The sequence below is a fragment of the Bacillus sp. SRB_331 genome (genome assembly GCF_003264175.1).
GTDB classification, from domain to species: Bacteria; Bacillota; Bacilli; order Bacillales; family Bacillaceae_G; genus Bacillus_A; species Bacillus_A mycoides.
The window spans coordinates 353554-373817 of record NZ_NADV01000021.1 but is presented as its reverse complement, the minus strand read 5'-3'; the positions used below and the strand labels follow the sequence as shown (position 1 = coordinate 373817).

The following is a 20264-nucleotide window of genomic DNA, read 5'->3' as shown; positions in this document are numbered from 1 at the left end:
AATAGCGAGGTGAAAAAAATAATAGAGAGTAAGGGGGGAGTAACATGAAAGCAACAGGAATTATTCGAAAAGTAGATGAATTGGGACGGATAGTTATTCCTAAAGAATTACGGGATGTATTAGGAATACAAATCAAATCACCACTTGAAATTTTTGTAGAAGAAGACAAAGTCATTTTACAAAAATATCAACCATACAATGCTTGTCAAATAACAGGTGATGTTTCAGATCAAAATATTTCATTAGCAAATGGAAACATTACTGTTAGTATAGAAGGCGCAAAACATGTAATAAAAGAAATTGAGCAGTTTTTGAACAAGAGTAAGATTTAGTCTTAATTTATCCCGCTATTTGTGGGCAGTAAAACTCCCACCTCAAAACTCGGCTGAAGCAAAGAAGTTAGGTGGGAGATCAACTGCCCGTAAAAGCCCGATTGGTGAGGGCTAATAATCAGTGGGGGATGAACACCACCCACTGATTATAGTTTCACTTTATATTATTCTATTGAAAAACTGAAAAAGAAAAGGACCATTAATGGTCCTTTTCTTTTGTTTATTGAGAAACATTTGAGAGGAAGGGAAATGGAACGAATAAAACGAATGTTAAATCTAAACGCATTCAATAGTGGTCTGAAATGAAAATAATATATTTTCAGGAGGGATTACGATGAATAGTAGTACAGCGAATAAACAAAAAGGCATTAAATTAATTCCGTTTACTGTAAATAAAGTGGTTGAACAAGTAAATGAAATTCCACCAGGTGTACAATTGATTCATGCTCCGCAAGTATGGGAAAAGAGCGCGAAAGGAAAAGACATTGTCGTTGCTGTTTTAGATACAGGTTGTGATGTAAATCATGTAGATTTAAAAGATCGTATTATTGGTGGGAGAAATTTCACAAAAGATTATGAAGGAAATCCCAATATTTATCTTGATAATAATGGGCATGGTACTCATGTAGCGGGGACAATTGCAGCGACTGAAAATGGAGTGGGTGTACTAGGAGTCGCACCACTTTCTAAAATGTTAGTTTTAAAAGTATTAGCTGGAGATGGTTCTGGAAGTTATGAGCAAATTATTGAGGCCATTCATTATGCTGTAAATTGGAGAGGACCGAATAAAGAGAAAGTGAGAATTATTTCAATGTCACTTGGTGGTCCGCAAGATGTACCAGAGTTACATGAAGCTATTCAAAATGCGGTAAAACAAGACGTACTTGTCGTGTGCGCTGCAGGAAATGATGGAGATTGTAACGATGATACTGAAGAATTAGATTTTCCAGGTGCTTATTCTGAAGTAATTGAAGTAGGTGCTGTTAATTTAGAGCGGAAAATTTCATGCTTTAGTAATTCAAATCAAGAAATTGATTTAGTAGCGCCGGGTGATGAAATACTGTCTACGTATCCAGAGGGGAAATATGCGGTATTAAGTGGTACTTCAATGGCGACGCCGCATGTCGCTGGGGCGCTAGCACTTCTCATAAAGCAGTGTGAGAGAGAGTATGGTAGAAAATTATCAGAGCCGGAAATATATGCGCAACTTATAAAAAGGACTGTACCTTTAGGGTATGAACGTACATCTGAAGGGAATGGATTAATAGATTTATTAAAAGAATAGTAATTACTAAAAAACATCTCATATTCATATGAGATGTTTTTTAGTATGGTTCTGTTGCATGTATTACGACGTCTAATAAACCGGGGAATCTAGCATTTAAGTCATCTTCACGAATTGAAATGAAACGTTGTGTGCCTTCAAGGCGTGTATACATAACACCAGATTCACGTAAAACTTTGAAATGATGAGATAAAGTTGATTTCGCAATTGGAATGTTTAACGCACCACAAGATTGTTCATTTTTCTCTAGTAATATAGTTACAATTTGTAAACGAATTTGATCGCTAAGTGCATATAAGACAGAAGAGAATTGAATTTCTTCTCGATTTGGATGATAGAGAGTACGCATTTTTTCACCTGCTTGTATAAGTTAATATATTTGCACTATAACATAGAAATATAGGGGGATAAAAAATGAAGTATACAAAATTGCAAAAGGTAGGACTAAATATTTCGAAGTTGGGGTTAGGAACAAACGCTGTTGGGGGACATAATTTATATGCTGATGTGAATGAGGAAGAAGGAAAAAGATTAATAGAAGAAGCAATTCAGCAAGGGATTACATTTTTTGATACAGCAGATTCATACGGTTTCGGTAGATCAGAGGAATTGGTAGGAGAAGTATTAAAAGGAAAACGCCACGAGTTTGTACTTGCTACAAAAGGTGGAATTCAGCCGTTATTAAATGGAGAGGTTCATATTAATAATGAACGAAGCTATTTAAGAAATGCTGTGGAAAATAGCTTAAGAAGATTACAAACTGATTATATTGATTTATATTATTTACATTTTACAAATCCTGAAACAAGTTACATAGATTCAATTGGAGAGCTTACTCGTCTAAAAGAAGAAGGGAAAGTTCGTTCAATTGGAATATCTAACGTAAATGTAGAGCAACTAAAAGAAGCGAATCAGCACGGACATATAGATGTTGTACAATCACCGTATAATATGTTGGATCGTGCTGCTGGGGAAGAACTTTTGCCATATTGTATAGAATCAGGTATTTCATTTATTCCGTACGGGCCTCTTGCCTTTGGGATACTAGGCGGGAAATATACAGAAGATTTTAAATTGGATGAAGGGGATTGGCGTCAAAGTGTAAATCTATTTGAAGAAAATACATATAAGAGTAACTTTAAGAAAGTTGAGAAGTTAAAAGGCTTATCTAAAGAAAAGAATCTCGAAGTATCGCATTTAGCTTTAGCGTGGTTATTAAACAAAAAAGGAATTGATACTGTTATTCCTGGCGGGAAGCGGGCAGAGCAAATAAGAGAAAGTGTAAGAGCAGTGGATGTTTCATTGAATGAAAAAGTTATGAAAGAGATTGAATCTATTTTAGAAGATTAGTTGAAAAGAGGGATAGTTCCCTCTTTTTATATAAAAGGAAAAGAAATACATGAAGGAGCTTTTGAGTGCAGGGGGTAAAAAAAGTAGACAAATAATAGAAATGTATTGTAGTAAAATTATGGGGAATCCAAAAATAAAAATCCCTAAAGAGATAGGGATTTATATATCGGCATATAGTTCCTTGGAAAAGGATATACTTAGTTTAACATATAGGATTACTTATAATTGTGAAATAGATGTGAAAGTAATGTGAAAAATGCTTATGGTGAAAATCTTTGCAAAGAGAAAAGCACTGTNNTAAAACAGTGCTTTTCTCTTTGATTGAACAGTTGCTGCATTTTCATCATGTATGCCTGCATCTTTAATAATTCGTTGTTTTGCTTTATTTAGTAGATGGTTTACTTCTTCGCCAAAATAGTTAGCTTCGCTTTTTGTACGGGCTTCTCGTAAACATTTATAGTTTTCTAGCAGTTCCTCTTTTTCGGTGTTTGTTAAGAAATCTTCTATTTTCTTTTTTGTCATACGAAACACCCTTTCTTCTGACAAACGACGCAATAGAAAATATTTATTTTTTATTATAACAATAATTTTTAGAGAAAGTATAGACTAACGTCGTAATAGTTTGTCAATTTCTTGGATTTTCTCATCAGCTTTCCCAATTTGCGTATTTTTAGCCTGTTCACCACCAAGAGCTTGGTGAAGTAAAAACGTTTGACCGGAAATAGCGGTCACAATGGAGACTTTTATAATTTCTTTTATTAAGGTGACATCGAATAAAACGAGTCCAAGAAGTGCGGCGAGGCTACCTGTAAAAATATCAGTTAAAAATCCAAAATGAAAAAAAGTTTTTAAACGGCGTGGAAGCAATAACTTGCCTTGGTTATTGATCAGATGGGAAACGAAGCCAGTAATGCCACCAACGAGAACAGCGGTTAGCCATTGATACATTTCCATCGAATCCACTCCTTTTAGTGAATAAGATTCGATAATTTGATATTGATTCCTTTTAATATTTCATATAAGCATATTGAGAAAGTTTGTTTAGGTTTATTCCGTATTCAATTTAATTATAACAGAAAAATCTGATATATTTCAGTCTATTGTATGAAGCGGTTATTCGTTAATATGAATGTAGAAAGGGGTGCGTGATATGAATATAGATTATCGAATAAGAAGTGTAGATGGTTATACAAAAAATATCGGGGAATTAGTAAGCATGCTGGAACATACGAGGGCTGTAACATTACAGGAAATAAACGATCTATCAGTTGAGCAATTAGATTTAATTATGCGGAGTGGAGGGAATTCCATCGGAGCGTTACTAAAGCATATAGCGGCTATAGAAAAAGCCCATCAGCTTATTTCATTTCAAAATCGTGACTTTACAAAAGAAGAATTAGAAATATGGGAAGATGCACTGTATTTAGGGGAAGTTGGGAGAACGATTCATGGTCATGAAATACAGTATTATGTACAACTTTTGCAAAGTGTTCGAGAAGAGTCGCTAAAGTATTTGAGTGAAGTAGATGATACATGGCTAATGTCAGAAAGAAAGTGACCTAACGGTGTAGCGTATAACCAGCACTATCTTTGGTTTCATGTGATAGAAGATGAAATTAGTCATCGTGGACAAATTAGAATGTTAAAAAGAAAGTTATTTGAAAATTACGTCAAATGAGGTAGCTTTTTAAATCAATATTCCATATAATGAGAGTAATTAAAATAAGATCGGAGTGATGTATTATGGCGAATATGACTGTAATGAATAATAAATTAAATACAAAGGTGGACGGAAAGGGCGATACTCTATAAGTGAGCGCACAATCCTTCCACTAAGTTCAAACTAGGGAGGATATCAATTTGGATCAAAATATTTTAGAATCTTTCGGATGGGATTCTTTTTTTGAAGAACAAGCTGTAGAGAACTATGAAGTAGGGCGTATTTTACTTGAGCATAAGCATATATATCGGATTATTTGTAATGATGGTGAATATGTAGCGGAACTGTCTGGGAAGTTTCGTCATGAAGCGTTAACGAAGGGAGATTATCCGGCAGTTGGGGATTGGGTGTATATAAAGAAAATAGAAAATGAGAAAAAGGCAATTATTCACCGTATTTTTCCGAGAAGAAGTTCTTTTTCAAGACAAGAAGCTGGTAACAGAACTGAAGAACAAATTATCGCAACAAATGTAGATTATCTATTTTTAGTGAATGCACTTAACCATGATTTCAACGTAAGAAGGATGGAACGTTATTTGCTGGTGGCTTATGAGAGCGGTGCAATGCCTGTTATTGTTTTAACGAAGAGTAGTTTATGTGAAGATGTGGAACAGAAAATTGCAGAAACTGAAGCGGTAGCAATCGGTGTTCCTATATTTGTTGTTGATAGCTTAGTGTACGTCGGAATAGAATCATTGCAACAATTTGTCTCACCAGGAAAAACAGTTGCTTTAGTTGGATCTTCAGGTGCAGGAAAATCTACTTTGTTAAATGCATTAATAGGAACAGATGTAGCAAAAACCGGAGATATACGTGAAGAAGATAGTAAAGGAAGACATACGACAACTCACCGTGAATTGTTCCAATTACCGAGTGGCGGTTTAGTAATTGATACTCCTGGTATGAGGGAACTTCAGCTTTGGGAAGGAAGCGCGGCAATTCAAACTACATTTTCTGATATTGAAGATCTTGCAAATACTTGCCGCTTTCGAGATTGTAAACATGAGAATGAACCAGGATGCGCAGTGCATAAAGCAATTGATAACGGGCTAATGACGATAAATCGTTTGCAAAGCTATAAAAAGTTGCAAAGAGAATTGGCGTATTTTATGAGAAAACAAGATGCTATTCTCGCAAGAGCTGAGCGTGATAAGTGGAAGAAGATTTCTAAACAACATAAAAAAATGTAAAAAACCAAAGGACTATTCCTTTGGTTTTTTGTATTTGTAAATTTTATAATAATATTATTCATATATATAGACAAAGGGGGAATATTTGTTTAAACTTTACAAGGTGTTTATCAAAAACGAATTGTAAAAATAGAGGATAGGGAATGGGATATATTCATAATTGGTTATTTATCTTTAAAACTTAATGTTTAAATGCAGGAGGTTTATAATGAGTAAACTGTTAAGGTGGTTTCGAGATATAAAAGTAGCAAAAAAGCTATTAATTTCATTTTTGATAATTTTAATTGCAGCTGTCTCTATTATTGGAGGAATGTCTTATCAAACGGCTAAAAAGAATTTTGAATCACAAATTACGAGTAGTGCTCACGATAATATAAAAATATTAGATAATTTAATCAATCAAATGATTGAGGCGAAATTTAACGAAGTAAATAACTTTGCACGAGTGATTCATAGTGATATGTATCAAGGAGATAATCAAGATGAATTAAGAAAGGTATTATCTCAATATATTAATTTGAATAAAGATATTGAACAAGTATATGTTGCCGGCAATGATAAGAAGTTTGTGCAAGAACCAAATATACAAATGGCAGCAGATTATGATCCAACAACTCGTTCTTGGTATAAAGATGCAGTGAGTAAACAAGGTGGAATCGTGGTCACTGAACCGTATAAGGCGAAAGGAAATGGACATATTGTCGTAACGATTGCGAAACAAACAGAAGATAAAAATGGTGTTGTTGCGGTAGATTTAAGTTTAGAGAATTTATTGAAAACAACAAAGTTAATCAATATTGGTAAAAAAGGATATACTTTCATTTTAGATGGAAAACAAAAAATAATTGCGCATCCTCAAGAAAAACCAGGGGATAAAGCAGCTGATTCTTGGGCGAAGAGAATTTACGAAGATAATCAAGGCACTTTTTCATACACGTATGATGGTAGTGAAAAGAAAATGGTATTTGCTACAAACTTAAAAACAGGTTGGAAAATCGGTGGAACGATGTACTCAAATGAAGTAATTGAAGCTGCTCAGCCTGTATTTTATAATATGTTAATTGTTATGCTTATTTCATTAGTTGTAGGAGGGGCACTTATTTATTTCGTAACTCTTTCTATTACAAAACCTTTAAAGAGATTAGTTGCCACTTCTAAAGAAATAAGTGAAGGAGATTTAACGCAAACAATTGAAATTCATTCAAACGATGAAATCGGTCAACTTGCAAAAGGTTTTAATGAAATGACAGATTCACTAAGAACGTTAATTGGAAGAATTAATGATTCGGCCGGGCATGTAGCAGCGGCATCAGAAGAGCTAACTGCGAGTGTAAGACAAGCGAGTGAAGCAACGGAACAAATTACAATGGCAATGGATGAAATATCAAGTGGGGCAACGACGCAAACAGCAAGCGTAGAAAATGGTGCTATGTTACTGTTTGATGTAACAGAAGGGATTCAGCATGTAGCAAATAGCTCATCATCTATTAATACTGCTTCTGCTCACACTCGCGAAAAAGCAGAAGATGGTGGAAAGCTAGTTGGAAAAACAGTAAATCAAATGCAATCTATTGCGGAATCTGTTTCACAGTCAGATGCTGTTATTCAGTTGTTGAATAACAAATCAAAGCAAATTGGTGATATTTTAGAAGTTATTCAAAATATTGCAGATCAGACAAATCTTCTAGCTTTAAATGCAGCAATTGAGGCTGCAAGAGCTGGTGAGCATGGAAGAGGCTTTGCAATTGTTGCTGATGAAGTACGAAAATTAGCAGAACAATCTAGTGTATCATCAAGTGAAATTAGTAAATTAATTTGTGAAATACAAGATGATATGAGTAAGACAGTAAAATCTATGAATAATGTAAATGAAGAAGTGCAATCTGGACTTGTAATTGCAAATGAAACAAAACAAAATTTCACTGAAATTTTACAATCTACAAATGAAATTGCTAACCAAATTAAAACGATGGTTGAAACAGCTAATGGGATGTCAAAAGGTGCAAATGAAGTATCTATTTCGGTTGGTCAAATTGCTATGACGGCACAAAATAATGCGACGAGTACACAAAGTGTTGCAGCGTCAGCTGAGGAGCAGTTAGCTTCTATGGAAGAAATTGGTTCTGCAGCTGGTACACTATCTCAAATGGCTGAAGAGTTACAAGTATTAATTGAAAGATTTAAAGTATAAAAAGGGGAGGCTGTCTCAAAATAGCATTAGTGCTATTAGAGACAGTCTTTTAGCTGATAAACGGATTAGAGGTTTAATGTATTTAATGTTTGTCGAAAAATAGAGGGATTTGTTAAGCGGGTGTATAATTAATATAATACAGACTACGTTTAAAGGAGATCAGTATGGGAGTGTATTGGGGAACGAAAAGACATTCTTGGCTTAGCTATGTCTCGTTTTGGTTAAGCATTTTATTCTTTGTTGCTTTTTTAATTGAAGTGTTTGTATTTAAAACACTTTCAAATAGCTCATTACAAATCGTTAAATACTTTTATTTTATATTTGTTCCATTAAATATCATTCTTAGTTTAAGGTTATTATTTAAGAAGAATGAAAAGAAAATATTACCGATTTTTAGTTTAATTGTATCACTATTATTTGCAAGTTTAATTATAGTGTTAGCATTAGCAGCTACAGGAAAAATCTTATGAGGAGAGTGATATAAATTACTCTTCTTTTTTGTGGTTTTTTAAGAGTTATAAGTAGTGTGTAGGAAATAAGGAAAGTGATAAGTTATCAGTAAGGGAACATACTAGTGAATAGAGAGTGAACTGAAAATACTATATGTTTTGTATGTGTTTATAAAGCAAATGAATGCGGTAAGATTTGTGATATATGGTACAATAAACATGGATAGTGATAGAGATAAAGGGTATATAAAATACTCATCGTTTTTTAGTAAGAGAGGGGTTATCTTATGCTATACGAGGATTTGATGACATTATTCCAAGCTGCTCCGATAGAATTAGATAGAGGCGGATGGAAATATATAATCCAGGAACAAAATGATAATTATGAAATTGTTGATGAAATGTTAAAAAAGCAAATGAATGTTGAATTGTATTTTAATGAGTATGATGAGGTGAAAATCACTTTATATAAAGATGGAAGCCCTATTACTACTATGCAAAGAATTGCTATTTCAAAAGTTGAGTTGGATGAAGAGGAAGACGGCATTCAATTCGTATTGGAACGCATGCCAAGTCGAATGATTCGTTTGCAATTAAAGCCATATCTTGCAGTAGAAATGGGGCCGTACTGGGAAGTATGTGAAGACTGTGAATGAAGATGAAAAACATCCGTATACACGGATGTTTTTTTATGTTTTTTGAAGTTGTTTAAAGGCAATAATCGGTAGTAAAATGATGCTCACCCAACCGATAATAGGGTATAGAATATGAAGTAATTCACTATATCCAATGAAACTAAAGCAATAACTAATTAGTAATATGAAGTAAATAATGTTATTACTTTTCCATCCGGTAATGGATTGCATTTGTTTTGTCATTCCGAATATATTCCCAACTAATGTTGTGAATATTTCACCAAAAATGATAAGAACAAAGAAAAAATGGAAAGTTGCATTAAACCTTCTTACAACTTCAGCCATTGGGATGTTATATTGATAAAATTGTTCAACTGATAATATTGCTAAATGGCTACATAATAAAATAAAGCAAAGCCCTGCGCCGCCTAAAATACCACCCCATAAAATAGCTTTTCGATCTTTTACTTCACTGGCCAATGGGACGAGAACACTTTGGGCGAGAGAAAGATTTAATGCAACATATGTAATAGGGCTAGTAATCCATTTCATATTCCAACTTTCTGTAGGAACGGTGTCAATAATAGGAGTTGTACCATGAATAAAGGTTGTAATAGCAAGTCCGATAATGAAAATCATCATAATAGGTACGACAAGTGTATTCACTTCAAAAACACCTTGTAATCCCCGGCTCCCAATAATGAGGCAGGCGATGACTGTGATGAAAATACCAAGTTGTCTCGGGAGACGAAGTTGTTCTTCAAATACTGCCCCGGCTCCTGATAACATAACGCTAGTTACGCCAAATAATACGAGTAATAATAAAGTATTTACGACATTTCCAAATACATCCCCAAATAAATATTTATTAAATTCTTGCGCTGAAAATGCCCCGATTTGTGATGAAAGTAACATCATTTTTGTACCGAGCCAAATAAAAAAAAATCCACTTATACATATGCCAATGGTTCCGTACAATCCGTTAACTGTAAAAAATTCGACAATTTCTCGCCCAGTAGCAAATCCAGCTCCAACGACCGTTCCGATATAAGTAGCAGCGACTTTCTTTGCTACTTGCCATTGTTGATTGTCCATGTTATCCCTCTTTCTTCTATGATGAGCTTGACTTACTATTATGCATATGTGTGAGCTTGGACAATTAGACATATGAAGTAGTTGAAAGGATACATGAATTATATGATATTAGGGAAATATTAAGGTTGTTAAAACTTTGTTACATATAAGCTGTTCATTCAAAAGAATAGGGAATGTATGGTAAAATGAAGTTAGGTCATTAAAAGATAGTAACATGATAAGAGGAGTGGATTGTATGAGTATGAGTACGAAAACGAATGTTGTTGAAGTATTAAACAAGCAGGTAGCAAACTGGAATGTATTATATGTCAAACTGCATAATTATCATTGGTATGTGACAGGACCGCACTTCTTTACATTACATGAGAAATTTGAAGAGTTTTATAATGAAGCAGGAACATACATTGATGAGTTAGCAGAGCGTATTTTAGCGTTAGAAGGAAAACCGTTAGCGACAATGAAAGAGTATTTAGCAACTTCAACTGTAATCGAAGGGACAAGCAAAGAGTCTGCAGAAGAAATGGTGCAAATTTTAGTAAACGATTTTTCTGCACTTATTCAAGAATTAAAAGAAGGTATGGAAGTAGCTGATGAAGCTGATGATGAAACATCGGCTGATATGCTATTAGCAATTCATACGACATTAGAACAACATGTATGGATGTTAAGTGCATTCTTAAAATAAACATAAATGGATTAAAGAAAAACTCTATTGAAAAATTCTTTCAATAGAGTTTTTTATAATTTTTCAGTTTTCTTTTATGCTATAATATAGTAAAAAGGAGGCGATACAATGTTTCGCTTTTTCAGAACTGGAAAAGAAGATAGGGAAATTACGAAAGATGAATTAGAACAAGCGATGGCGAAGTTTCTAGAAACGAATGCTAATATCGTTTATACAGTTTTAGTAAATGATGATTACACAGTAAATTATGATTTGTTAAAGCCCTATTTACCTGCATTTCCAACAAATTTTTTTCTGATAACGAAGGAAACGCTTGAAGTATTTGAACATACAGAAGAAAATTTAAACCTAGTTAAAGAAATTGATATCGTACAAAAGGCTGTAGATCAATATGTAACAGAAAAAGAAATGTTCCCAATTGTTGAAGATAGCGAAGATCGCCTCATATGCGGAGTGAAGCTAGGACCATATTTAAATCGTATATTAAAAAGAAACTTATATATTTCAGAAAAGCATTATTTAGTTTCAAGTAAACCAGATAAGAAAAAAAAGAATAGTGGGCAGATGTTATGAGAACAACAATAATATTATTGTTGTCTTTTTTTTATTAAAATATTGATTTTTCAGTTTATTTAACTTTATACTACAACTAGTGGATAGGAAGGAGTGGTGTATTATGCGTATACATACATTAACTATTAAATATCATTCTGAGAATCAGGTATTGTTAAGTTGAATTGTAGAATTTAACTACTTATACCGTGACCCTAGAATGATAGGAAGATTGGAGAAGCAATTATTATAAAAGGTTACGGGGGAATTCCTATATGGAAAATAATATGACTTATATTAAGTTATTAAATGAAACGTTACATTGTTATGCAAATAAAGGAAGTTTTGAAGCGTATTCTTATATAATGAATAATGCTAAAGATGTAATGGGTAATGAAGCACAAATATATAATTTTAAATATGCATTAGCAAGTGCAGCAGGACTTGAAGAAGAAGCGTTGCATTTAATGAAGAAAGCAATTATAGAAAATGGATTTTGGTACGGAAGTGAGTATTTAATTTCCGATGATGATTTAAAACCACTACATAAATTTGAAGAGTTTCATAGAATGGTTCAATTATGTAAAGAAAGAGAAGAATTAGCAAAGAAATCGGAACAAGCAGACGTGAAATATAAATACAGCAAACAAAATGAAAATCTACTAATAACACTGCATGGGGATCAAGAAAATATACAAATAATAGAACCATATTGGAACTCTGTAATGGAACAAGGTTTTATGCTAGCATTGCCTCAATCTTCCCAAATTCAATTTTCAGATGGATATGTGTGGGATAATATCGAAAGAGGCAGAGAAGAGTTAAAAGGACATTACAATAAGATTAAAGTGAATAAAACATTTGGGAATATTATTATTGGTGGCTTTTCTGCTGGGGCAAGAGTAGCGTTACATTCCATGTTACAAGGTGAAATAGAAGTGAACGGTTTTATTTTTGTGGCACCGTGGCTTCCGGAAATGGAAGAATGGGAAGAGATGATTGGAATATTGCATGATAAAAGCATAAAAGGATATATAATATGTGGGGATCAAGATGAAGATTGTTTTGAAGGTACACAGCAATTTGTAACGTTATTAAAGGATAAAAATATAGAACATAAGTATAAAGTTGTGCCTAACTTAAATCATGATTATCCTCATAATTTTGATGAGTTATTAAAAGAAGCTATTGAATATATAGGAAGCAAAAACAATTGATTGGTAGTAAGAAAAGGAGATGCATCATATGTGATGCATCTCCTTTTCGTTATTATAAATTAAAAGCATCTGCCAATAGGCGATAAGAGTTTAATTTATGTTCAAATTGATGAGTAATCGTGACAATCATAAATTCGTCAGTATTATACGCTTTGCTTAAGTTTAATATTTTTTCTTTCACAGAAGACGGATCACCGACAATCATACGTTGACGATTTTCTTTTATGCGGAATAGATCATAAGCACTATACGAATAATTTTGAGCAGTTTCAATAGAAGGAGTACCAGTAGTCCGTTTTCCTTGTTCTAATAGTAAAATCGATAAATCAAGGCTTGATGCAATCTTCTCCGCTTCTTCATTTGTTTCTCCGCAAATAACAAAAATAGATACGATTGATTTTGGTTTATCACCTAAATAGGAAGGTTGGAATTGTTCTTGGTAAGCCTTCATTACTTCAGGGCCACCGTATCCGTTAATGAACTGTGCAAATGCAAAAGAAGCGCCTTGCTTTGCGGCAATCATTGCACTTTCTCCGCTAGAACCGAGCATCCACATTTCAGGAGATGTTGGGATAACTGGAGTAGCCTTTAAGTTTGCATAATGATGGTTTTCTGGTACTTGATCATGTAAGTACATAGCAACATCTGCAATTTGTTCTGGATATTGATCAAGTGAGACCATTTTACCTTCTTGAAGTGCGCGAGTTGCTATCGGCATACCACCAGGCGCTCTCCCGACACCAAGGTCGATGCGGCCCCTATAAAGTGCTTCTAAAACGCGGAAATTCTCGGCAACTTTATATGGACTATAATGTGGTAGCATAACACCACCAGAACCAACTCTAATACGGTCAGTTTTCGCGGCAATATGTGAAATGAGTATTTCTGGACTTGAACCAGCTAAGCTAACTGAATTATGGTGCTCGGATACCCAAAAACGTGTGAATCCGAGTTTCTCAACTTCTTGTGCAAGCGTAACTGTATGTGAAATAGCTTGGGCTGCTGTGCTACCATCTGAAATAGGTGATTGGTCTAATACACTTAATTTGATCATAGAATATACCTCTCAATCTTAATGTACATCCTATTATATATTTACTTACGAAAAATGCGTAGTGAAATGCTCAAAAGGAAAAGTGAATAATTTTTTATCCGCTTTTAATGAGAAAACCCTCGTTCATAATGATTCATTTCGACTAAGTTTAATATATATTCGTAGTTATCAATTTCTAAATGTATTTGCTTGCGTTCTTCTTCAGTTAGTTTAACGCTAGTGAGTTTTTTACATAACTGCTGTTTCTTTAATTCTAAATGTTTTTTTGTAGCCTGATAATCGTAAGTACGTTTCATGTGTATCCACCCTTTCCATACAGTTACTATCTGTATGTTTATCATATGAAGCATGTGGAAGGGGGAGAGCTGCACCTTATGTATTTTTAGTGAATTTTCAAATTGTGGTGGTGTTATGTTTAAGTGAATTTATGAATAAAATGCACTAAACCACTAATTTGTATTTCATGAAGTAAGGGGTGGGATTGTGCAGAAAGATATAATGTTTAACAATGAGATGGATGAAACGTTAAAAGTTATAAATAAGGGATTGAAGAAGACGACACGTCCGAAACAAATCATTGTAGTAGGGGCTGGTATGGCTGGATTAGTTTCGGCATCTTTATTAAAAGCAGCAGGGCATGAAGTGAAGGTTTTTGAAGCGAACAACCGTGTAGGTGGCCGCATAGAGACAGTTAGGATGGAAGATACCGGATTATATTTAGATGTTGGAGCGATGAGAATTCCGTATTCGCATACATTAACGATGGCATATATAAGAAAGTTTGGGCTACAGGTGAGCCCTTTTATTAATAGGAATGAGACAGATATTATCTACGTAAATGGTCGGAAAACGACATTAAAACAATACGAAAAAGATCCAAGTATTTTAAGATATCCTGTGGAAATGAATGAAGTTGGGAAAACGTCTGAGGAACTATTAATGTTAGCGGTACAGCCCATTATAAATTTTATAAAAAAGAACCCAGAGAAAAATTGGGATATTGTAGTAAAGGATTTTGGGAGATATTCTACAGGTCAATTTTTAAAATATCATCCTTATCAATATAATACGTATTTTTCGCCAGTAACGATTGAGATGATAGGTGTTCTATTAGATTTAGAAGGTTTTTTAGAAAGGTCATTCGTTGAGACGTTACGTTTTTTATATATTATGCAAGAGGAGAGCGGATTTTGCGAAATAACAGGTGGGAATGATAGATTACCAAAGTCTTTTTTACCACAATTAGAAGAAAATATTATATATAATCAAAAATTAATGAAGCTTCATCAACAAGCCAATAGTGTAACAGCCTATTACCGGAACGAGGAAACTTTTGAATATAGTAGTATTACAGGGGATTTAGTTATTGTTACAATTCCTTTTTCAACAATGCGATTTGTAGAAGTAGATCCATTTGATTCGATATCTCATGCGAAGTGGAAAACAATTCGCGAATTGCATTATATGCCAGCTACAAAAATAGGAATTCAATTTAAAAGTCGTTTTTGGGAGGAACAAGGGCAATTAGGTGGGAGAATTATAACAGATCTTCCTATACGTTATGCGTATTATCCAAGCCATGGAATCGGAGAGAAAGGGCCTGCTATGATGTTAGGAAGCTATACATGGTCTTATGATGCGTTGTTATGGGATGGGGTATCAAAGGGGGATCGTATCTATTACACACTACAAAATTTAGCAACAATATTAGGTGGTCAAGTATATGATGAGTTCATGTCTGGAATATCAAAGAGTTGGACATTAGATCCATATGCGCTTGGAGGGTTTGCACTATTTCAAGCTGGCCAAGAATCAGAATTACAGCCAGTCATTGTAAAACCTGAGGGGAGAATATATTTTGCTGGTGATCATACAACGTTGTATCACGGATGGATTCAAGGTGCGATTGAATCTGGAGTGCGTGTGGCGATGGAAGTGAATGATCAAAAAGTTTAAAATTCAGAAATTTCTTTACTGTATAACTTGAGATGGATATTATTATATATAAAAGAATTATAGGGAGTGTTTACAGTGAATCCGTTATTATTCGATTTTCCTTCTGAATTTTATACTGACAGGCTTTTTATTCGAATGCCAAAACCAGGTGATGGTAAAGTTGTATATGACGCAATTCAAGCTTCAATACAAGAATTAAAACCTTGGATGGTCTTTGCACAAAAAGAGCAAACAGAGGAAGAAATAGAAGAGAGTATTAGAAAATCGCATATTCAATTTTTGCAGCGTGAAGATTTGAGACTACTAGTTTTTTCGAACGAAACAGGTGAATTTATTGCATCTGCCGGATTACATCGTATTAATTGGGATATACCTCAATTTGAAATCGGGTATTGGATTGATTCAAGGTTTAGTGGAAAGGGCTATATGGTAGAGGCTGCAAAAGGTATAACAGATTATGCTTTCACTGAATTGAAAGCAAACCGCGTAGAAATTCGTTGTGATTCTCTAAATAAGAAGAGTAGAGCGATACCTGAGAAATTAGGATTTAAATTAGAGGGTACTTTAGAAAGCGCGAGTGTTGCGGTGGATGGAGATGGATTAAGGGATATGTGTGTATTTGCAATGACGAGAAATATATATGAAAAAGAAGAGCTGTAAAGAAACAGCTCTTCTTTTTGTTTATTATGGTACAGGATGTCCATTAGAGCTTTCGAAAATTGTAAACCATTGTTGGCGGTCTAAATTAACTTTTGTTGCCATTGCAGCCGTTTTTACTCGATCTAATTTACCAGAGCCAACGATTGGCATCATGTTAGCTGGATGAGCGAGTAACCATGCATACATAACAGTATCGATGCTAGTAACACCTAGTTCAGTAGCAACTTTTTGTAAAGTTTCACGTACACGTACGGCGCGTTCTGATTGGCCAGTAAAGATTTCTCCACCAGCAAGAGGTGACCAAATCATTGGATTGATTCGTTTTTCTTGGCATAAATCAATCGTACCTTTTTCAAAATGCTCGATTTGCATCGCAGATACTTCAATTTGATTTGTAATGAGTGGGAAATCTAAATACGAACTTAACATATTAAATTGTGAAGGTAAAAAGTTAGATACACCGAAGTGGCGAACTTTGCCTTCTTGCTTTAAGCGTGAGAACGCTTCTGCCACTTCAGTTGGATCCATAAATGGATCTGGACGATGGATGAGCAATACATCAATATAATCTGTATGTAAGTTTTGTAATGAATCTTCCGCGCTTTTTATTATATGTTCAGCACTCGTATTGTAGTGAGCAACATATCGCTCTGGAAATTTAGGTGATGAGGGAGCGATTCCACATTTAGTGATGATTTGCATATTTTCGCGTAAGGAAGGCTTTAATTGTAACGCTTCTCCAAACAATCCTTCACACGTATACCCACCATAAATATCAGCGTGATCGAAAGTAGTAATCCCCAAATCCATACAGTCTTCAATAAAAGAAAGTAACTCTTGCTTTGGCATATTCCATTCTGCTAAACGCCAAAAACCTTGAATAATACGAGAAAATTCTAGCGCTTCGGCCATTTGAACTCGTTCCACTATAAGTACCCCCTATATGAATGAATAATATTTTTGAAAAGGCTTTCTTACTACGTATTATTATATAGTTACAGGGTCGTACATACAATAAATATGTTTTGCTACAAAAACGATTTTTTCTATATGCTATAATGTAGAAACATAGAGCTATAAGGAGATGTAAGGGATGATTCCAGTAACAATATTAACTGGTTTTCTTGGATCAGGGAAAACGACATTATTAAATCGAATTTTATCAGAGGATCACGGCAAGAAATTAGCAGTGATTGTAAATGAAATAGGGCAAATTGGTATTGATAATCAATTGATTATGAATGTTGAAGAAGAAATTATGGAAATGACAAACGGTTGTTTATGCTGTACTGTGCGTGAAGATTTACTTGTTGCTTTAAAACAATTACTGGATGTGAAAGCAGAAGGGAAAATGGACTTTGATGGATTAGTAATTGAAACAACAGGTCTTGCAAATCCAGGTCCGATTATTCAAACTTTCTTTTTAGATCCAGTTATTCAATCTGCATATCAAATTAACGGTGTTGTAACAGTTGTAGATAGCTATCATATACATAAACATTTTGAAAAGGGACTAGAAGCAAAAGAACAAATTGCCTTTGCTGATGTTGTGTTAGTTAATAAATTAGATTTAATTGAAGAAAATGAGAAAGAAAATCTCTTGCATGAACTTCAAGGAATTAACCCGACTGCAAAGTTAATCGAGGCGACTAACTGTGAGGTAGATATTCCATCGTTATTACAAATTCAAACGTTTAAAACGAAAGATACGCTGCAAATTTACCCTCATACAGAACATAACCATCTAGAAGGTGTAAAATCGTTTGTACTACGTGAAGAACGTCCGTTAGATTTACAAAAATTGAATGAGTGGATGTCAGCTGTCGTTCAAGAACTAGGGGAGCATTTATATCGCTACAAAGGAATTTTATCTATTGATGGAGTAGATAAACGTATTGTTTTCCAAGGTGTGCATACGTTATTTGCTGCTTTGTACGATAGAGAGTGGCAAGAGGGCGAAGAGCGGGTAAGCGAAGTAGTTTTCATCGGAAGAGATATTAATAAAGAATGGTTCCAAGAACATTTTGAAGAATGTGTGAAATAAGTCTGCGTAAATCGCAGGCTTATTTTTTATGAGCATTTTAATGAGATAATACTAGATTACAAAAATGAAGTATATAAGGGAAAGAAACTAAAAATAGAAAACATAACATTGATAAATGCATAATAAAAAGCCTGTTTTCACAGGCTTGTATTTTCATCTATAAGTAATTCCATTACAACACCTACAACTGGACCTTCGTCATCAATATCCCCATTTAAACGGAAGCCAAATGACTCATATAGTCCCATTGCGTGTTTGTTGTCAGGATGTAAACTTAAATAAATTATTTTACATTCAAATTTTTCTTGCAAGAATTGAATTAGTAAGCGAAGGAAACGTTTTGCGTATCCTTTTCCTTGAAATTGTTGGTCAATCATAAAACGATCTAACCATACGCTTTCATGTTTTTGGGAATACCAACCGTACATTGCGTATCCAACGAGTGTTTCTTTGTCATATAAGGCTACTGACGTTCCGTTTTCTTCATATAATGATTCCGCTAAAGAAAACGCATTGCTTTCAATAAACTGCTGCTGGTCTTTTGCTACGTCTAAAGCAGCAACTGAACGCCAATTATTTGCTGTTACTTCACAAATGTGAAGATTCATAGTTCCAACTCACCTTCTAAATTAGTATAGCTTACAAGCTAATATGGATAATTCTACTTGTTATTTCGATCAAGTCAAGGATAAATACATAAAAAGGCAGCTGAATGACATATTCAGCTGCCTAGAAAATATAGTTGATTAGTTTGTTGCTTCTTTTAAAGTATTTACGTTTTCTTCCATTAATGTGAAGTAATCTTTATTGTTCTTTGCATCATCCTCAGAAATAGTAGCAAGGTGATTTAAGCGTAAAATTTTTGTACCTGTTTCTTTTTGAATAACTGATGCTACTTTTGGAGTAGAGAATGTTTCAAATAAAATATATTGTAGACCGTGCTCTTTTACTGTTTTTGTAATGTCAGCAAGCTGTTTTTGAGATGGTTCATCAGATGCTGAAATTCCAGCGATTGGAATTTGTTTCAAACCGTATCGTTGTTCCCAGTAGCCGTAAGCTGCGTGTGAAACTAATATTTCTTTCGTTTTTGCATTTGCAACAACTGCTTTAAATTGATCATCTAAATCAGTGAATTTTGTTTGTAGTGCTGCAAAGTTTTTTTCGAACTCTTTTTTATGTTCAGGCTGTAATTCTACAAGTGCATTTTTAATTTTTTCTGCTTGTTTCATCGCAAGAGTAGGATCTATCCAAACGTGTGGGTCTTTATCGTGATGATGTTCATCTTCTTTATGACCGTCTCCATGATCGTGCTGCTCTTCTTCAGATGAAGCACGAAGTTCGATATCTTTAGATGCATTTACAATTTTCACGTTTTCTTTTTTTAATGATTTTTCCATTTTTTCGGCAAATGGTTCTAATTCTGCGCCGTTATAAACAAATAAATCGGCTTTTGCCACTTGTACAGTCTGCTTTTGACTTGGTTCAAATGTATGAGAATCCGCACCAGGTGGGTAAATTGTTTCTACATTTACATAATCACCACCGATTTTTTTTGCAAAGTCAGCGAGTGGGAAAATGGTTGTATAAACAGAAAGTTTCCCATCTTTTTTCGCTGCACTATCTTTGTTGTTAGAACATCCAGCAAAGATGAGTGTGAAAATAAGTATAAATGAAAATAGAGCTAATTTTTTAGGCATATAATTCTCCTCTTTTCTTTTTTACAATTATATTTTCTCCAAATATAAGAAGAAAATATCGTTTTAATACAAAACGGAATAATTACGTTTTAGTTTGCGAACCTAGTATAATACATCTTTATGAAAGTTGCAATAAATAATAATCATTACGA

The 20264-nt window shown here is 34.1% G+C and carries 22 protein-coding genes and 3 pseudogenes; 16 read left to right on the top strand and 9 right to left on the bottom strand.

From position 1 onward, the window contains the following. Positions 1-44 precede the first annotated feature (44 nt). Entirely contained in the window at positions 45-332 is a 288-nt protein-coding gene (locus B5P42_RS15995) for an AbrB/MazE/SpoVT family DNA-binding domain-containing protein (RefSeq protein ID WP_002012401.1), read from the top strand. 334 nt (positions 333-666) lie between these two features. Further along, positions 667-1617 carry a serine protease gene (locus B5P42_RS15990; RefSeq protein WP_002012402.1) on the top strand — a complete coding sequence of 317 codons (951 nt, stop codon included), beginning with the start codon at positions 667-669 and terminating at the stop codon, positions 1615-1617. A gap of 40 nt (positions 1618-1657) precedes the next feature. Here the strand turns inward: B5P42_RS15990 and B5P42_RS15985 are convergent, their stop codons facing one another. Then, positions 1658-1966: an ArsR/SmtB family transcription factor gene (locus B5P42_RS15985; RefSeq protein ID WP_113734636.1), complete on the bottom strand. Its 309-nt coding sequence runs from the start codon at positions 1964-1966 to the stop codon at positions 1658-1660. 65 nt (positions 1967-2031) lie between these two features. On the opposite strand from B5P42_RS15985, the gene B5P42_RS15980 reads away from it, so the two are divergent. Together B5P42_RS15980 and B5P42_RS33140 are read left to right on the top strand one after the other, a co-directional pair. After that, on the top strand, positions 2032-2967 hold the full coding sequence (locus tag B5P42_RS15980; protein ID WP_113734635.1) for an aldo/keto reductase: 936 nt from the start codon (positions 2032-2034) through the stop codon (positions 2965-2967). Positions 2968-3016: 49 nt separating this feature from the next. Continuing rightward, the gene (locus tag B5P42_RS33140) at positions 3017-3220 is read left to right on the top strand and encodes a hypothetical protein (protein ID WP_113734634.1); all 204 of its coding nucleotides are present in this window, start codon (positions 3017-3019) and stop codon (positions 3218-3220) included. A 47-nt stretch (positions 3221-3267) separates the two neighbouring features. On the opposite strand, the pseudogene B5P42_RS15970 reads toward B5P42_RS33140, so the two are convergent. Together B5P42_RS15970 and B5P42_RS15965 are read right to left on the bottom strand one after the other, a co-directional pair. Then, a pseudogene (locus tag B5P42_RS15970) lies at positions 3268-3489 on the bottom strand (hypothetical protein); the annotation flags it as partial. Positions 3490-3573: 84 nt separating this feature from the next. Continuing rightward, positions 3574-3921 (bottom strand): DUF4257 domain-containing protein, encoded by a 348-nt coding sequence (locus tag B5P42_RS15965; RefSeq protein WP_000426320.1) that lies wholly within the window; start codon positions 3919-3921, stop codon positions 3574-3576. 196 nt (positions 3922-4117) lie between these two features. Between B5P42_RS15965 and B5P42_RS15960 the strand changes: the two are divergent. From B5P42_RS15960 to B5P42_RS15940, 6 genes and pseudogenes are all read left to right on the top strand, one after another. Beyond that, positions 4118-4645: pseudogene (locus tag B5P42_RS15960) on the top strand (DinB family protein). A gap of 182 nt (positions 4646-4827) precedes the next feature. Next, positions 4828-5877: a ribosome small subunit-dependent GTPase A gene (rsgA, locus tag B5P42_RS15955; protein WP_044444234.1), complete on the top strand. Its 1050-nt coding sequence runs from the start codon at positions 4828-4830 to the stop codon at positions 5875-5877. A gap of 184 nt (positions 5878-6061) precedes the next feature. Beyond that, positions 6062-7126 (top strand): annotated as a pseudogene (locus B5P42_RS33530) (HAMP domain-containing protein); the annotation flags it as partial. Then, positions 7121-8068, top strand: coding sequence for a methyl-accepting chemotaxis protein (locus B5P42_RS33525; protein ID WP_483295820.1), 948 nt, complete (start codon positions 7121-7123; stop codon positions 8066-8068). The pseudogene B5P42_RS33530 and the gene B5P42_RS33525, both read left to right, overlap by 6 nt. Positions 8069-8232: 164 nt before the next feature. Then, entirely contained in the window at positions 8233-8538 is a 306-nt protein-coding gene (locus B5P42_RS15945) for a hypothetical protein (RefSeq protein WP_002064965.1), read from the top strand. Between the two features lie 266 nt (positions 8539-8804). Beyond that, complete coding sequence (locus tag B5P42_RS15940; protein WP_002086098.1) at positions 8805-9173, top strand: DUF3979 family protein; 369 nt, start codon at positions 8805-8807, stop codon at positions 9171-9173. Positions 9174-9206: 33 nt separating this feature from the next. Here the strand turns inward: B5P42_RS15940 and B5P42_RS15935 are convergent, their stop codons facing one another. After that, on the bottom strand, positions 9207-10247 hold the full coding sequence (locus B5P42_RS15935) for a YkvI family membrane protein (protein WP_113734633.1): 1041 nt from the start codon (positions 10245-10247) through the stop codon (positions 9207-9209). 241 nt (positions 10248-10488) lie between these two features. Here B5P42_RS15935 and B5P42_RS15930 point away from each other — a divergent pair, with 241 nt between their 5' ends. The 3 genes from B5P42_RS15930 to B5P42_RS15920 all read left to right on the top strand — a co-directional run bounded on the left by B5P42_RS15930 (position 10489) and on the right by B5P42_RS15920 (position 12701). Continuing rightward, positions 10489-10932, top strand: coding sequence for a Dps family protein (locus tag B5P42_RS15930; protein ID WP_002012416.1), 444 nt, complete (start codon positions 10489-10491; stop codon positions 10930-10932). Positions 10933-11040: 108 nt separating this feature from the next. Further along, entirely contained in the window at positions 11041-11505 is a 465-nt protein-coding gene (locus B5P42_RS15925; protein ID WP_000488199.1) for a DUF3939 domain-containing protein, read from the top strand. Positions 11506-11759: 254 nt separating this feature from the next. Further along, entirely contained in the window at positions 11760-12701 is a 942-nt protein-coding gene (locus B5P42_RS15920; RefSeq protein ID WP_002189348.1) for an alpha/beta hydrolase, read from the top strand. Positions 12702-12753: 52 nt separating this feature from the next. On the opposite strand, the gene B5P42_RS15915 is transcribed toward B5P42_RS15920, so the two are convergent. After that, positions 12754-13755, bottom strand: coding sequence for an LLM class flavin-dependent oxidoreductase (locus B5P42_RS15915; protein WP_044444231.1), 1002 nt, complete (start codon positions 13753-13755; stop codon positions 12754-12756). 104 nt (positions 13756-13859) lie between these two features. After that, positions 13860-14051 carry a DUF3896 family protein gene (locus B5P42_RS15910; protein ID WP_002012420.1) on the bottom strand — a complete coding sequence of 64 codons (192 nt, stop codon included), beginning with the start codon at positions 14049-14051 and terminating at the stop codon, positions 13860-13862. A gap of 187 nt (positions 14052-14238) precedes the next feature. Between B5P42_RS15910 and B5P42_RS15905 the strand changes: the two genes are divergently transcribed. Both B5P42_RS15905 and B5P42_RS15900 read left to right on the top strand, forming a co-directional pair. Then, positions 14239-15711, top strand: coding sequence for a flavin monoamine oxidase family protein (locus tag B5P42_RS15905; protein WP_113734632.1), 1473 nt, complete (start codon positions 14239-14241; stop codon positions 15709-15711). A 75-nt stretch (positions 15712-15786) separates the two neighbouring features. Beyond that, a complete protein-coding gene (locus tag B5P42_RS15900) occupies positions 15787-16371 on the top strand; it encodes a GNAT family N-acetyltransferase (protein ID WP_088032618.1) in 585 nt (194 codons plus the stop codon). Positions 16372-16395: 24 nt separating this feature from the next. Here B5P42_RS15900 and B5P42_RS15895 read toward each other — a convergent pair whose 3' ends face one another. After that, a complete protein-coding gene (locus B5P42_RS15895; RefSeq protein WP_113734631.1) occupies positions 16396-17298 on the bottom strand; it encodes an aldo/keto reductase in 903 nt (300 codons plus the stop codon). A gap of 166 nt (positions 17299-17464) precedes the next feature. Here B5P42_RS15895 and B5P42_RS15890 point away from each other — a divergent pair, with 166 nt between their 5' ends. Then, on the top strand, positions 17465-18415 hold the full coding sequence (locus tag B5P42_RS15890) for a CobW family GTP-binding protein (RefSeq protein WP_113734630.1): 951 nt from the start codon (positions 17465-17467) through the stop codon (positions 18413-18415). Positions 18416-18552: 137 nt separating this feature from the next. Here the strand turns inward: B5P42_RS15890 and B5P42_RS15885 are convergent, their stop codons facing one another. Beyond that, positions 18553-19023 carry a GNAT family N-acetyltransferase gene (locus B5P42_RS15885; protein WP_044444227.1) on the bottom strand — a complete coding sequence of 157 codons (471 nt, stop codon included), beginning with the start codon at positions 19021-19023 and terminating at the stop codon, positions 18553-18555. A gap of 138 nt (positions 19024-19161) precedes the next feature. Next, positions 19162-20112 (bottom strand): metal ABC transporter substrate-binding protein, encoded by a 951-nt coding sequence (locus tag B5P42_RS15880; RefSeq protein ID WP_002031461.1) that lies wholly within the window; start codon positions 20110-20112, stop codon positions 19162-19164. Positions 20113-20264 lie beyond the last annotated feature (152 nt).